This window comes from Candidatus Poribacteria bacterium (assembly GCA_021295755.1).
Classification (GTDB): Bacteria; Poribacteria; WGA-4E; order WGA-4E; family PCPOR2b; genus PCPOR2b.
The window spans coordinates 1-15,598 of the sequence record JAGWBT010000061.1 but is presented as its reverse complement, the minus strand read 5'-3'; the positions used below and the strand labels follow the sequence as shown (position 1 = coordinate 15,598).

12 protein-coding genes are annotated in these 15,598 nt (G+C 48.8%); 3 read left to right on the top strand and 9 right to left on the bottom strand.

The window, feature by feature from the left end; translation table 11 throughout:
* Together glnD and J4G02_10535 are read right to left on the bottom strand one after the other, a co-directional pair.
* The coding region (gene glnD, locus J4G02_10540) for a [protein-PII] uridylyltransferase (GenBank protein ID MCE2395012.1) at positions 1–2,592 on the bottom strand (2,592 nt) is incomplete at its 3' end.
* Between the two features lie 62 nt (positions 2,593–2,654).
* On the bottom strand, positions 2,655–4,004 hold the full coding sequence (locus tag J4G02_10535) for a M48 family metalloprotease (GenBank protein ID MCE2395011.1): 1,350 nt from the start codon (positions 4,002–4,004) through the stop codon (positions 2,655–2,657).
* A gap of 164 nt (positions 4,005–4,168) precedes the next feature.
* On the opposite strand from J4G02_10535, the gene J4G02_10530 reads away from it, so the two are divergent.
* On the top strand, positions 4,169–5,008 hold the full coding sequence (locus J4G02_10530) for a hypothetical protein (GenBank protein MCE2395010.1): 840 nt from the start codon (positions 4,169–4,171) through the stop codon (positions 5,006–5,008).
* Positions 5,009–5,165: 157 nt separating this feature from the next.
* Here J4G02_10530 and J4G02_10525 read toward each other — a convergent pair whose 3' ends face one another.
* Positions 5,166–5,927: a glucose 1-dehydrogenase gene (locus tag J4G02_10525; GenBank protein ID MCE2395009.1), complete on the bottom strand. Its 762-nt coding sequence runs from the start codon at positions 5,925–5,927 to the stop codon at positions 5,166–5,168.
* 158 nt (positions 5,928–6,085) lie between these two features.
* On the opposite strand from J4G02_10525, the gene J4G02_10520 reads away from it, so the two are divergent.
* A complete protein-coding gene (locus J4G02_10520; protein ID MCE2395008.1) occupies positions 6,086–7,519 on the top strand; it encodes a trypsin-like peptidase domain-containing protein in 1,434 nt (477 codons plus the stop codon).
* Positions 7,520–7,660: 141 nt separating this feature from the next.
* Positions 7,661–9,658 carry a DEAD/DEAH box helicase family protein gene (locus J4G02_10515; GenBank protein MCE2395007.1) on the top strand — a complete coding sequence of 666 codons (1,998 nt, stop codon included), beginning with the start codon at positions 7,661–7,663 and terminating at the stop codon, positions 9,656–9,658.
* Between the two features lie 57 nt (positions 9,659–9,715).
* On the opposite strand, the gene J4G02_10510 is transcribed toward J4G02_10515, so the two are convergent.
* The 6 genes from J4G02_10510 to J4G02_10485 all read right to left on the bottom strand — a co-directional run.
* The gene (locus J4G02_10510) at positions 9,716–10,495 is read right to left on the bottom strand and encodes a hypothetical protein (protein MCE2395006.1); all 780 of its coding nucleotides are present in this window, start codon (positions 10,493–10,495) and stop codon (positions 9,716–9,718) included.
* 270 nt (positions 10,496–10,765) lie between these two features.
* On the bottom strand, positions 10,766–11,593 hold the full coding sequence (locus J4G02_10505) for a carbon-nitrogen hydrolase family protein (GenBank protein MCE2395005.1): 828 nt from the start codon (positions 11,591–11,593) through the stop codon (positions 10,766–10,768).
* Between the two features lie 34 nt (positions 11,594–11,627).
* Positions 11,628–12,533, bottom strand: a complete 906-nt coding sequence (locus J4G02_10500) for an aldo/keto reductase (protein MCE2395004.1) — start codon at positions 12,531–12,533, stop codon at positions 11,628–11,630.
* A 64-nt stretch (positions 12,534–12,597) separates the two neighbouring features.
* Positions 12,598–13,359: a phytanoyl-CoA dioxygenase family protein gene (locus J4G02_10495; GenBank protein ID MCE2395003.1), complete on the bottom strand. Its 762-nt coding sequence runs from the start codon at positions 13,357–13,359 to the stop codon at positions 12,598–12,600.
* A gap of 57 nt (positions 13,360–13,416) precedes the next feature.
* Positions 13,417–15,012 carry a carboxypeptidase regulatory-like domain-containing protein gene (locus tag J4G02_10490; GenBank protein ID MCE2395002.1) on the bottom strand — a complete coding sequence of 532 codons (1,596 nt, stop codon included), beginning with the start codon at positions 15,010–15,012 and terminating at the stop codon, positions 13,417–13,419.
* Positions 15,013–15,080: 68 nt separating this feature from the next.
* On the bottom strand, positions 15,081–15,598 hold a 518-nt coding region (locus tag J4G02_10485), incomplete at its 5' end, for a hypothetical protein (GenBank protein ID MCE2395001.1).

Here is a 15,598-nt window from a genome sequence, read left to right as displayed (position 1 = left end):
CCGTGTCGAATCTGTGATTTTTGCCCCATTTGTGTCAGTCACATAAAATGAATCCTCTGCTATAAATGCCTCAGTCGTAATCTTGGCAAGACGGATATCCAAACCCAGTTTATAGAAGGCATCCGAGATCGTGTAGAGTAGACCTACCTGATCTTGAGCGCGGATGTCAATAATAGTTGCACGATCTGACCCCTCATTGTCGATTCGGATCCTTGGTTGGATATAGCGCCGTTGGCGTCGAAGAAGCGGATCCGATTCGCGTTGCCCCTGTAGAACAGTTTCTACATCAACTTCCCCATTCCAGACAGCTGTTAAAGTTTCCTCGATTTGGTGATACCGATCTAAGATTGGTCCCTTGCCTGTCTGTCCATCTGCCACATTCAAGACATCAATCACCATTCCATCACTACGCGTATTAATCATAGCCCTTAGTATATTAATATTCTCAACTGTGAATACAGCCGTAATCTGCCGAAAAATTCCCCGTGCATTGCGGGTACAGATGCCGATTTGGGTATAACTTTGATTCTCAGCAAAAAGGGAAACAGCGATTGGAAGGTCGCCTAGCTTCTCAACGAGTTGAACCTGTTTGCCGATTAAGTCGGGTGCCTGCGAAACCAGTCCTTGGTCAGGCGTTGTCTCAAAGTGTCGGGCAATTGCAGCCTCTCCAACCGCTTCGCCAATGAGTTGCGTGACGCGTGCTTGCAGCTCTTCGATTTTCAGGAACTCCATCTTTCCTTGCAGGAACTCAAGCGTTCGTGTGTAGAGCTGCCAAAGCAAAATTGCATTCCACTGGTTCCAAATTTCTGTGCTTACAGCTCGCATGTCCGCAAACGTCAAGAGATACAACATCTTCAAATGCTGCTCATCCTGCACCAACTCCGCAAAACGTTCGATGACTTTCGGATCATCGAGGTCTCGTCGCTGGGCGGTGTGGAGCATATCCAGATGTCTCAATATGAGAAATAGCACTACCTCTTTATCCACGGTGTCCAATCCTATGCGGTCCAAGGCGGCTTGTGCCATTTCAAAGCCACGTTCGTCATGGCCTCCCGGGCCGTCAACCCCTTTTCCAACATCGTGTAATAGGATTGCCAGCCGCAGCAATTCAGGTTTCTCCACCTCTTTGAAAATATTGAGAAAATCCTGCCCACGCTCCAACTGTGCCAGCGTTGCTTCTTCGAGATTTTCAATTGCATACAGGGTGTGTTCATCGACGGTGTATTGATGTGGTCGATCCGACCGCACCAGTGACCGTACTTTACCAAATTCAGGTAAATAGTGATCGAGCACCTGCCAACGATGCATCCGGCGCAGCACTTCAGCAACCGACTCCGAATGGCGGAGGATAGAGAGAAAACACTCGGCGACTTCAGGTGAACGTCGGAAGCTATCATCAATGAGATGAAGATTGGCAGCAATTTGGTGCCGCACATCCGCGCTGATTCGATTCCCTAGTTGTTGGCGGTGCGTGAATACCTTCATCATCCGCGTTGGATCTTCCATAAAATCGAAATGCCCTTCCTGAAAACCGATTTCGTCCCTTACAACTGTAAATCCGTCGGGCAGCACTTTGGTTTGCCACCGTTCAATCCAGCGATTCAGCGGAGATCTTTGATGTTTTACCCGATCTATAATCAGTTTTGCGAACTCATAGAGATGCTCTGCGTGTAGATAATAATCCCGCATCATCGTTACTTCGGCAAGGGAATGCCCATCATCTTTATATCCAAGATTTTTAGCGATGGTTTCTTGCACATCTAGGACGAGTTGATCGCTTCTTCTTTCATTAACGTAATGAAGTTCATTACGCAATTGCCACAGAAAGTTAAGCGACTCCTCACACGATCTCGCTACCGTTCGGGGGATAACCCCTCGCCTCTCAAGTTCCCCAAGATCCTTAACTCCAAAGCGAACGGCTGCAACCCAGATACCCGTATGAAAGTCTCGTAATCCACCGGCACTCTCCTTGATGTTCGGTTCTTGCAAATAAATCGTTGCGCCGTAAGATTCATGACGGGTGCTCCATTCCTCAATCGTTTTCGCGATGAACTTGCCCACCTGTTTCTTGAAAAAGTGCTTGGAGGTCAATCTCTGAAATTCACGGTAAACCTGTTTTGCACCGACAATGTATCGCGCTTCAAGCATCGAGGTCTTGGAGAAAATATCGTCGTAGGTCGCACGGACACACTCCTTAAGCGATCGACAGCTATGCCCGACCTCAAAACCGATGTCCCAGAGCGTCGTGATCATTTGGTTGGCAAGCGGTCCTACTTGACTCAGATTCAGTTCCGAGGGGTTGTAGACCAACATGATATCAATGTCTGAATAGGGATTCAGTGTCTCCCGTCCGTAGCCACCCAATGCGAGGATAGCTATGGGGGCATCTTCAGGCAATTTAGAACGACCATTCTCCGCTTTGATTGCGAATTGATAAATGCGCTGGATCACGTTGTCCGCAAGGCGGGTATATTCTCCTACAACTTCTCTACCCCCAATTCCGAAACGGTGGCGGGAATAGATGCGCTCACGTTCTTTGGTACAAAAGTCTTTAAGTTCTTCTACAAGTGTAAGGTTATTTTGCTGTTGCATTTGTCATCTCTAAAAATGCCGAACCTTTCAGAGTCAAAGTCTATAAAAGATTCGGTCGGTTGTTACCCTAACTCTAACGAATTACTAAAAAGGAGTATACAAGCAAGCGCCGGTAACAGAACAAGGAGTAGTTTAACCTCAAGCAGATAGTTTTGGTAGCGTAAGGCAGCCGGATCGCCGCCCTTGAACCGCTCAATGAATTTGATTCGCCGGTCGATCGAAGGATGTGTCTGGAATAGCTCGAATAAACGTTGAACAGATCGAGGGATGTAGTTAAGGTATGCGAGTCGGACCAAGGCGAGTTCGAGCGCCTCTGGCTTAGCCGTCACTGCGACAGCGTACAAATCTGCTTGGTGCTCAAAACGTCTTGATAGAGCGCGGAAAATAATAATGAAATAGAGAGAAATGAAAAAGACCAAAACGGTTGCCGGTAACAGAGAAGAAGTGGAAAAAAGCGACTCAAGCGGTTGACCAATGTAGATATAATAGATGGTATAGCTGAGAAAGTAGACAATCAAAAACATGAGATAAGTCAAAATATGCTTGTAACGGACATGCCCAAACTCATGTGCCACGATCGCTTCAATTTCATCGTCGGAAAAGTGTTGCAGCAAGGCTTCTGTCAGAAAGATCTGCCGGGACCATGGGACAATTCCAGCAACAGCCGCATTGGCAACTGATTCCGTCTGCCAAACAACGATGTCTTTGTATTTGATGTTGTCTTGGGCTGCTAATCGGTGGAGCCTGTTCCTTAGATTAACATCCGCCAGCGGGACCGTCCGCCAAATGAAACCCAGTATCAAAGGTGCGTAGATATACGCTAGAAAAATCAGCGATGCCATAAGCGCAATAGGTAAATAGGCGTTACTGGCGAGATACGGGATATGTGCAATCAAATCTAGTAAGCACAAATAAACAAATAGCGGCAATACTGGCAATAGCAAAAATTTCAGATAGACGCTGAGATACTCTCTCCTTTTCCAGTTCCTTGACGTTGCTTGCTGCTCAACTTCATAAAGCGCGAAACGGATAAGCATCAGTCCAACAATCAACGGGACAATCCCCACAAGCCGCTGTGTATAAATTAACGGAGTCCAGTCTAACACCTTGCTCATTAGCAGTGGTAAATTGAATAGGTAGACATCGCAAATATAACCGATCAGGAGAAGGCATTCAAAGACAATTGCAGATCGTTTGATGAGGTACAATCGACGCAGCCGGGCGTCCTGATCGATTGGCAATGGGCGTGTCGCATAAGATCCAAGAAAATAAACAAGTGCCGGCGGTAAGATGATTATTGTGCCCGTGACGATCAGGGTAAGCAGTTGATTAAACTCTCCTGCTCCCCGCGAAGGTTCAAAGAAAAACAGAAAAACCAACCCTGCGATTAAAACGATACTAATTTGACCCATTGCTATATTCCTGACTAGAATTTAATTGAAACATATCACCGGTATTCTATCACAGCGGGGTTTACGAAGTCAAACCAAAACCCAGTGACGGCCAAAAGGCTATTGACAGCGGGCATTGGGTCATTTATAATGCGAGCAGTCAGAATCTGAAGGAGGTATCAACGATGCAAACAACCGCTCCCAGCTTACCAACGGTTCCACTCGGTCCGTATCAGGTGAGTCGCCTCATCATCGGTGACAATCCAATCTACGGTTATTCGCACTTCAATCAACTTCTTGCTCAACACCAACAGGAAGCACACGCACCGGATTCAGTGATGGCAACACTGAAACGCGCTGAAGCCGTTGGGATTAACGCTTGGCAGAACACAATCACGGAGCGTTCACTCTCCGATCTGCTTCGTTACCGGGAAGAAGGCGGCACAATCCAGTGGCTATGCCTCAGTACCTCACAGTGGTACGATGAACCGCACCATATCGCAGAAGTTGCACGTCATAATCCTATCGGTATGGCACCCCACGGCGGCGGCATTGGCGATCGCTGTCTCCGTGAAAACAAGCTCGACCTGCTTAAAGACATCCTCAAGCGAATTCGGGATACCGGCGTTTTGGTCGGATTGTCCGCCCACGACCCCCAACTCATCAGCATCGCAGAGAACGAAGATTGGGATATCGATTACTATATGGCTGCTCTTTACAACCTGCATGGGGGAAGAGAGGAGTTCGAGGAGAGGTTTGGTTACTCACCGTTGGGGGAGGTCTATCTACGTGAACACCGTCCCAAGATGTGTGAGCAGATCCTGCAAACAGACAAACCGTGTATCGTTTTCAAGGTACTCGCTGCAGGTCGAGCGGTTGGATCGAAGGAGCAGATTCGCGAAGAGTTTGCGTTCGCATTGAAAAACATCAAACCCAACGACGCTCTCCTCATTGGCATGTATCAAAAATTCGGAGATCAGATCGGCGAGAACGCCGCGATGGTGTCTGAGCTCTGTCAGGAGTGATGTGCTGCCAAGCAATACAACTTGCTAGAGCATGTTGATATTTACGTAAGGGATAGCCGTAATTCAAGGCACGACATCGCTGGATACCGATACATCTCAACCGTTACATATTCAATAGGTGTCCAGACGGTTTCCCTTACGCATTACGTATTATGCCTCACCGTGCCATCCAACCCCCATCGATAGTCAAAATATGTCCATGAATATATGAAGCCGCCTCGGATGCGAGAAAGACCGCCGCGCCTGCCATATCATCAGGTGTGCCAAACTTACCCGCTGGGAGCCGATCCATAAATTCCGCAACTCGCACCGGATCATTCAGAATCGCACTTGTCATGTCGGTTTTGATATATCCTGGCGCGATAGCATTCACATTAACTCCCTTTGAAGCCCACTCATTGGCAAGTGCTTTTGTTAACTGTGCTATACCACCTTTGCTTGCGGCATACGCCGCGGTTCGGATACCGCCGGAAAAACTTAATAGCGACGCGATGTTAATAATCTTGCCGCTGCCACGCTCAACCATAGCTCGTCCAACCTGTTGAGAAAGCAGCCACACCGATTTCAGGTTGACCCGTATCACATCATCCCACCGATCCTCAGGAAAATCGACGACAGCATCTCGGTGCGTTGTGCCGGCGTTATTGACCAAAATATCAATTTGTCCATAAGAGGCATTCACCGCTGCAACCAAATCCGGAATGTTCTCTGTTTGGTTCATGTCACAGGGAAAAATCTCCGCTTGAACACCGATAGACCGTATCTCTTTCTGTGCCTCAATGAGTGTCGATTCGGATCTTGCCACAAGGGCGAGATTCGCTCCAGCACTGGCGAGACCAACCGCGATGCCTTGACCGATCCCCCGACTTGCCCCGGTGACCAGCGCCACCCGTCCTTCCAGTGAAAAAAGACTTAAAATTGCCATACTATCCCTCCAGATTGTAAATTTCTAAACTTGATTATAACTACTTAACGCTTGACACGGTAAAACAGGCATCGGTATAATAACATAAGTTCGTATTTTCCACCATCGCCCGTCTGCAAATACAACTTCACAACTTCACAGAGGAAAATATCGTGAAAAACCGTTGCTTCTTTAGTCTTGTTGTAGGTTTTGCGCTGTTTTTTCTACTTTTCGCGTGTAGCAAGGCTCAACTCCATTCCACCGATCCGACCCACAGTATCCCGGCTGGTGTTCAATTACTAGAATCGATTGAAAATGCCTTCGTTAGTATCGCTGAAAGGAGTAACCCCGCGGTTGTTGGTGTTACTGCATCGAAGGTAGAAAGACAGGTAGTCCCCTTTAGCAGGTCCGATCGACAGGAGGGAACAGGGTTTATTTTTCGAAAAGATGGCTATATTTTAACCAATGACCATGTTGTAAACGGTGCGAAGCAGATTACGGTTCGCCTATTTGATGGCAGAGAGTTCAAGGATACTCGATTGATTGGGGTTGATCCAAACACGGACGTTGCTGTGTTAAAAATTGATGTGCAGGAAGAACTTCCTGTGCTTCCCTTTGGTGATTCGGATAGGGTTAAAGTCGGACAGTTTACAATCGCAATCGGTAACCCATTCCAGTTGAATTATACAGTAACCACCGGAATTGTCAGTGGGAAAGGACGCTCACTATTTCCACTGTTCACGCTTCGCTATCAAGATTTGATTCAGTATCAAGATTTTATCCAGACTGATGCGTGGATTAATCGCGGAAACAGCGGTGGACCCTTGCTTAATATCCATGGGGCAGTCATCGGTATCAACTCTGCAATTCGACGTCCAGACGATGCCCCTCGGCGTCCAGACGACCCGGCAACAGCAGCGGTCAGAGCCGGTGCCGGTTTCGCTATTCCTATCAACCTTGTGAAGAAGGTCAGTGACCAGCTCATTGCGAACGGGCAGGTGATACGCGGGTGGCTAGGAATTTTTATGTCATCTCATGCTAACGGTATTCGGGTAACTCGATTTTCCGATCCATCACCTGCTAGACAAGGTGGGATGGAAGTGGGTGACATCATCGTCGAATTCAATGGGCAAGAAATGCGAGAAATTCGTAAATTCAGATTCCTTATCGCTGAGTCGATGGTTGGTGAGGAAGCAGCATTTACAGTCATTCGCAACGGAATGCGCAAAAAACTCTCTGTAACGATTGGCAGGATGCCCCGGCGTTTCACAGGGCTGGAAATGGAGTCCGATTCGCCATCTTGGACGAAACTGGGGATAGCTGTTCGTGAGCTAGGTGCCCACGACTCTGAACGTTACGCCTACCTGAGTCTTGATGATGAAGGGGTTATTGTTGAGGAGGTACGTCTCGGCGGTCCTGCTCCTAGTGCGGGGGTTCCACTCGGAACATTAATTGTGGGAATCAACGACCAGCGAATCAAAAATATGGCAGATTACGAAAGAGCGCTGCAAAATGCTCTCAGTAAATCGGAAATCTCTTTTGAAATTAAGAATGCCTATACCGAAGAAGGAACAGAAACGGTTACGGTTAAATTTAATCAAGAGTGAAGCATTAAATTGGCGAATCAAGACGTAGTGAGCGAAACCTAATACTGATTTTCCGCTCTACGTTGATCATATATTTAAGCATAGCAATTTTCAAGTCATTCCCACACGTCAACCAATTTTTGGTCTGCATAGAAGAAAGTAATGAAAAAACATCTTTCAAATTTAGGAGAAATCCTTGGTCCCGATGGACTGATTGCGAAACAGCTAACTGGCTATGAGTTTCGACCACAACAACTTGAAATGGCGGAAGCGGTTGCTAGTGCGCTGTCGTCCGATGAGCACCTTGTGGTTGAAGCTGGCACGGGTGTCGGTAAAAGTTTTGCCTACCTCCTGCCTGCAATTGATCTCGCACTTAGTACCTACGAGCCGGTAGTAATTTCCACCAATACTATCAACCTGCAAGAACAGTTGATTTCCAAAGATATACCGTTTCTCCAACAGGTCCTTCCACAATCTTTCACCGCTGCACTCGCCAAAGGGCGTGGAAACTATCTGTCGCGGCGTCGTCTAGACAGCTTGAGGACTTATGAGCGTCCTTTATTTGATACAATGGCAGAGGTAGAAGAACTCGATCGTATTGTCGAGTGGGTCAATGTCACTGAGGACGGAAGTAGGGCGGACCTTGAGCCGCAGCCGATATTTGAAATTTGGAATAAGGTGGCTTCAGATACGGACAATTGCCTGCGGCAGCGATGCCCGACCTACGAGACATGTTTCTACTTCAAAGCGAGGGCTCAGGTGAATGAAGCCGACCTGATTATCGTGAATCATCACCTGCTCTTCGCGGATTGGGCACTCCGGAGAACCAACCCTTATGCCGCCATATTGCCAGAATATAGATATCTAATCATTGATGAAGCACATCACCTTGAAGCGACTGCAACGGAACATACAAGCGTTGAGTTTAGCAATACACGGGTCAAGAGGTTTTTGGATTCTCTGTGTAATCCGCAAGGGAAGGCGGGACTCTTTATCCGATTTGAATCAACGGGTTCTATTCGACTTGTCGAGGACGCTCGGGAGGATGCAAACCAACAGTTTGCTTCAATTATGAGCTGGTTGGATCGGCAGGGGGTGAGAGATCAGGGACATGGGATCACACAAACCGTCGATCAAACCGATTTCGTGCACAATGTGTTAGATGATCCTTTAGGCGAACTCCAGAGCCGGTTAACGTCGCTGAGAGATGCCGCAACAACCGAGGACGATCAGCAAGAAATTGAAGCCCATCTGCGTCGCTGCCGTGAACTGCGTAACGACTTAGATGTGATGGTTAGTCACACGCTGCCGGATTACGTCTACTGGATTAACACCTCGACACGAGGACGATTTGATCGAGTTGTGTTGCATGCAACCCCAATCAACGTCAGTGAAGAATTGAACACCCACCTGTTTGAAAAACTGGACAGTATCATCATGACCAGTGCCACGCTGGCGACCAACCAGAATTTCGACTACTTTCGGAGACGGGTTGGTCTACCGCATTGCCGTGAATTACTTGTTGGATCGCCCTTCAACTATCAAGAGCAGGTTGAGATCCATATCCCTTCGCGGATGCCGGATCCGCGAGATCGCGCCTTCACACGGGCCGCTACCACACAGATCCTGAATTACCTCAGACTGACGCACGGCAAAGCCTTCGTCCTATTTACAAGCTACCGGATGATGGATGAGGTTTATGAGGAAGTTCTACCTTACCTTGAGCAGCTTGGGATTGACGTGCTCAAGCAGGGAGAGGGGCTTTCGCGCAGCGCGATGTTGACGGAGTTTAGGGAGAACATCGATTCTGTCCTGTTTGGAACTTCGAGCTTTTGGGAGGGAGTTGATGTGCGGGGCGAGTCGCTCAGTAGTGTAATTATTGCCAAACTACCCTTTGAAGTACCCACACATCCGGTGATAAAGGCACGGGTCAAAGAGATTGAAGAGCGGGGCGGAAATCCGTTTATGGAGTTTAGCTTGCCGGAAGCGATTATTCGATTCAAGCAAGGGTTTGGGCGTTTAATTCGCACAAAAACGGACACCGGAATTTTTGTTGCCCTCGATGCGCGCATCAAGACCAAGTTTTACGGCAAGCAGTTTTTGAACTCGTTGCCACCTTGCAAAATCGTAGAGAGCGATTCGTTGTACGATAGAATATGACAAGTGATGAATGCCCCGATCCGGTTTCACTCATCACTTGTCACTTATCGTTCACCGCTAGTATCGATGCGGCGCTGGTTGTGCAAGCCGAATCCCTTTATGATGTATGAAGGGGAATTCGTATACTATTCTCTTATAACGAGTCGCAGTGCCTTCCGGCGGCTTTAACTCAAGCGGAATAATAACTATTAACGTTTCGGCGTTGTGCTTCATCTGGTAGAATGGGAGAAAACCCTCGATACTCTCTCCGGGCTGGATCCCCTTTTCTGAGTCTAGAAGCTGTGTTTCTATCAAAATCTCTCTTGCCTTTCTGAGTCCGTTCGTGACATATATCCCCGAAGCGCGAGACATGTAAGTCAAACGTTCTTTTAGGGCATCGTAATCCAATGATCCGTAACGGTTATCCCCTTGATCGACCATCTCGCAGGGGACTTGGCGGGTGCCCTTGATTCGATAGACAACAGGGGTGGCGGCATTGTTTGTGACTTTCACATAAAAGACATCTGTTTTGTCGCCTTGGTGGAGTGCTTCCGTTTCATAGAAGGGCGAGAAAGCATTGCCACGATTATACTTGCGATCAAGATCCGCGCGACGCCAGTAGACGATCTGAACCGTAATGTTATCTTTAGTTATTGAGAGTATTCGTCCCGTGGGAGGTCTAATTTTAAATGCATCTGAAGCAACCTCCTCAAGGACAACATGCTCTGGTAACATCTCAGCCGGTTGAACGGCTGGAAGATTTTTTAGTGATGTCCCCGTTGCACAGCCGGAAACTAATAAGATTAACACAAACAGTCCAGCGCTGCCTATCCATGAGTTTCTATTTAATCTTTTCATGGTCGATTTTGCCTCCTTGTTCATCCATCATTTGTGATGGGCTTTTTATTAGATTGAACAGAACTATTTCGATATTCACGCTCTCGCCTCGGCACCCAAGAATCTATCAAGTTATGTCGAGGCACTTATATTATGCAACTCGACGGTGTCAAGGACTTATCAATCCGCTAGTATAGCATACCTCCACTTTTAATTCAAATACAAAATTGACTCAATTCTTCAGAAAACTATCGGGAAATATAGGCCAATCTTTTCAGTTGTTTCGCAGGCTCACTCGGCTAGTTGTTCCATTGTTTTCTGATAGCGTTTGTCCATCTCAGGTCCCTGCAATTGCAGATATTCCCGCTCGGCACGACGCGCTACCTTTTGCGATGGAGGTTCCGGGATGTCGATGACTGCAGTCGAGATTTGGTCGTTGCCCCACTTGTAGGCGACAATTTCGCCCTTACTGATGATGAGGTTCATACCGACATTTGCTTCGACGATTGGCACCCCATTTTCCCGCGCCCGCGCAAGCACGGCTTCGTTTTGTCTCTTGCTCCTCGATCCATAGGATGGGATAAAGATTAGACTTGCCCCATCAAGGACAAGCGTACGCGTAATCATCGGATTCCATCGATCGTTGCAGATGACAGCCCCAGCACGACCGATCGGTGTATCAAAAGCGCGCAACGTCTTGCCGATACGGTTAAAGTTCCAAGAAGAATGCGTGCCTTCAGCGAGTTGTGTCTTGTGATATTTACCACAAATTTCGCCGTTGTGATCGATAAACACAGCACAGTTATAAGCCTCATCGGCGATGCGTTCGGCAAAACCGAAGCAGAGAGAAATCCCCAACTTTTTGGCAAGCTGCTGAAAACGCTGAATGTAAGGACCATCAATCGGCTCTGCGATGTCAAGCAGCCTCTCCGCCGTTTCCCGATTCTCGATGACCTCCATGACGACATAGCCTTCAAGTACCCCTTCTGTTGTCAAAATCACCTGTGGCTGTTCCTTGGCGGCTTCAACAAAAAATGCCTCCATCTTGTCAGCGTTTGCAGCTTTATCCCACTTCTTTGGTTTAATCGAAATTGCTGCGACCTTGACTGAGTTATACATGTTTCACCTCTTTATGTGTGAACGAAGCACCGCTTTAGCGGAATGGCCAGTTGCCGGGGTTGAGTTGATCTGGGCTCACAACAATCTCTCGAATGTCGTGGAGTAACGCCGGCGGAAGCGCATCACACTCTGCCGATGAGACGATCTCCTCTAACTCATGCACTCGACCGGTGCCCACCAACGCGGTGGAGACTGCAGGGTGAGCAAGCACGAAGCCATAAGCCAATTCCGGTAAACTTCTATCTTGTGCGCCGCACAATGAATTTACCTGTCCGACCGCCATCTGCAGTTCGCGGAGTTCTTCGGGAAGGTGGGCGTAGCGATGGGTCAATGCGCCTTTCAGGAGAACGGATCGGATAACAACCCCCACATCATTCTCTTTAGCCAGCGGTAACACCCGTTCTTCAAACTGACGGTCTAATAGGTTGTAGGCAACCTGTACGCAGTCGAAGCGACCATCTTTTAACACGGCTAACGGTGCGGCTTCGCCATAGGTGGTGGTGCCAATGAAACGAACGTAACCCGCTTCTTGCGCCTGCTGCATTATCTCTGCAAGTTCCCCACATTGAATAAGTTCAGGAGTGGCATTGTGGATGTAGAGTAGGTCAATGGTGTCCGTCTGTAGCGTTCGCAGCGATTCGGTGATTGACGTTTCCACCTGTTCTCGTAATTCTCTGCCGGTATAACCCTCCCAACTCAACGAGCCAATCTTCGTCGCAAGGATATATTCGTTCCGACGCGACTTCAATGCCCGTCCAATAATGGCTTCGCTCTCCCCATAAGCCTGCGCGGTATCAATTAAATTAACGCCCAAGTCGAGCGCACGGTTGAGTGTACGGGCAGCCTCTTCCTCGGATGGTCGTCGCTGCTCTCCCCGCACAGGGATGCCGTAGTCCATGCCTAGCTCTACGGTTCCCAGCGAAATCTCCGATACTTGCAAGTTGGTCCGTCCCAAACACCGATAGTTCATAGTACCTAGGGCAATATATGTAACACTTTCTTTTCTACTTGGTTCCCGGAAAATCGTCTCGCTGAAAATAACCGTTCTTGATTGTATCAATTTCACACGTCGTGTGCGCGCTCGCCCAATGTGTCGCATAACCACGTCGCCAGCGGTCAGATTCGTTACGGTGGGATGTATGCAACGTCTTACAGTGGTGAAAAACGACACCACCCTTGTTGACTTCCGCCAATGCCTCTTGCGATAGATCGACCAGTTCGGGCGGCGGCACAAGGTTATATGGCTCATCGGGGTCTGGCGTTTCGTGTGGCAACACCGGTCCCTTGTGTGAACCTTCGATATAGCGGAGACAGCCGTTCGACTCATCTACGTCGTCCATCGCAATCCAAGCGGTGATGACATGATCCGCCGGATCACATTTGAAGTAGTAGTTATCTTGATGGTACGGTTTCGCACTACCGAAGTGTGGCGGTTTCATGAAAATCTGATCAGTGACCAGCACCGGCTCTACGCCGATGAGGTCTTCGATGATGCGCGAGAGACGGGCGTCAAGGACGAAGGATTGGAAGTCAGGTTCTTTGAGGAAAGGTGCATTGATTTTTCGTGGCGCAATCGTACCATCTTCCGCTCGATCGACAGCGTAACCGATTCCCTGATCCGTAGTTTCTGGGGTTTCTATCTCACGATCGCTGACCTCAATAGCAATTTGGGCGATGCGTTCAACTTCATCGGGGCTGTAGATGCCTTCGATGGCGACCCAACCCTTTTCCCAGTAATGATTATAAGCGTCTTGATTGATGTGCATGTGTACCTCCTCCAGAAAATTCTATGTCCCTCCTCATGAGGACACCATCGTGGTTTCTTATTCCAGAAATCGTTTCAGCACATTGGTGGTAATTCTTGAAATCGTGTCGTCCACTATCACAGAGCAGGGATAGGTAATCGAGCCGACGGAGAAAACGGCACCGCCGTCACCGGGCTCGTGATAGACGATTTCAGCACCGCCATCGTCGGGATTGAGCCCCTTGGCGAGCAGCTGGGTGTTCTTAGGAGAACTAGCGGAGATTTTGTCCATTTCGTGGCCCGAAGCGCCACCGGGACAACGCATATGTAGACTCTTTTCCCCGAACACATCCCCATTCTTCAGTCCTGTGCCCTCATAAATCCAGTGAGAATCGTCAATCACCCGATAGGGTGCGCCGGTCATAATACCGGTGTCGGTACAGACGACGCCCAAGAGGTTGGCTTCGGATTCGTGGCGCAGGTGGAATCGGCTTTCATACCCAACATCCTGCAGCGTGGTGAAACTACCGCTTCCACAGTTCTCATTGTGAACGACCATCGTGTACTCGTCGAGGAATTCAACCTCACAGTTCAAGCCGTTGCCCCCGAGATACATCAGCTTGCCGCCGCCCTCGAAGACCCATGCTTTGAGCCGAAAATACATATCCGTCGACCAATATTCGGGATGGGTACTGATCATGAGAACTTTGTAGTCTTCCAAGTTCAGAACCCCTTGGTGAAGCTGTGTTTCGGCGTAAAGGTCGTAATCATATCCTTCGCGCTCCAGCCAACCGAAGAGACGCCATTCGGCGGGGGCGACGTGACAGGCAGAGCGCCCCTCGACTGGATCCGTAACTTCCGTATCTTCAGCGATAACGTTAATCAATTCAGGGCGATCAAACGACAGAGGGGCATATTCGTCGGCATCGAAGTGCTGGTGGTTACGGTTAGTATATCGCTTCAGATCGAGTCGAGCGTTGATGGTGGGTGTCGGTGGAAACTGGTCGGGATGGATATAGTTACTCCGACCGCCGAAGTTGTTGTAAGCGTTCCAGTTGATGTTGGAAGCTAGTACGGCAATCGGTGCCTGCGGCTTCGCCGGTGCAACAATCCACGGGAAGGAAAAGAACGCGCCTGATTCTGTTTTGGCGTGAAAATAGTAAAGCCCACTCCGAGCCGGTGCTTCAACGAACTGGAGGTGATGGGGATTCGTATATCCGAACTTATTCCACTCAATACCGGTTTGAGTGAAATCTCCATCGGGGGAGATCTGCATCGTTGCGCGGGGACCATGCTCATCATGCCAGCCGAGGTCTCGGATCAATTCCTTCTGAAACCCATACCGCCACAACGAAAGTTCGTACGCCTCGACGGCGTGGACACGGAATTCGGATTTCTCACCGGACCGCACCCACTTGGGCCAAGCATATCCCAGCAAACAGTCCGAAAGCAAACGAAACTGATACGGTTGATCCTTTTGGACTGTCATGTTAACACTCTTTGCACCGAAGCCGGGTTTATAGAGCGTCACCTTGTAGGGTCCTGGTGACAGATCCGCGTAAATCGCGCCCGTTGCCCGCGAATGGGCTTCATACGAACCTGATTCATTTACAAATTCTAACAATACGTCAGGAATTGCTACATAGCGTTCGTCGCTGACATATCCAATCAGCATAGTATGCCTCCAAGAAAAGAACTCTGATTATTGAACCGGCAAAAGTTTAGCAGCCGTTAAATTTTATGTCAACGACTTTCCTTCCCGCTGCGCCAAACCTCATAAGGATTTTCCCGGTTCTCTAGCGGGAAGGATACCCGTGTTTTCAAGCGTTGGGATTCATGGACTGCCATAATCATTTCCAGCGCTGCGCGCGCATCCGCCCCACTGGAAACCGCAACGACATCGCGGTCCGCCTCAATGGCTTGGACAAGTTCTTTCACAATCATCTGATTACTGAGGTGCATCTGCTCTTGATCCGACCGGTTTGTACCGTCTGGTCGTTTTTCCCACTCATCCAGAAGGATACGTTCCCATTCCCTCTCCTCCGGAATCCACAAACCGTGAGGGTAGAGGTACATCTCCCCACAGGGGGAGTTTCGTAGCGAGATAATTCCCTCGGTGCCGTAAACCTCAAATCCGAACCACCGGCTGCTAGAGTGATTACCGGAGGGTTTCCCTCGGTGTGATTCATAGTGAGCTGTGATTCCGTTTTCAAAGACGTAGTACGCCGCCAGGCCGTTGCCAGCTAGCAGTCCAACGCCCT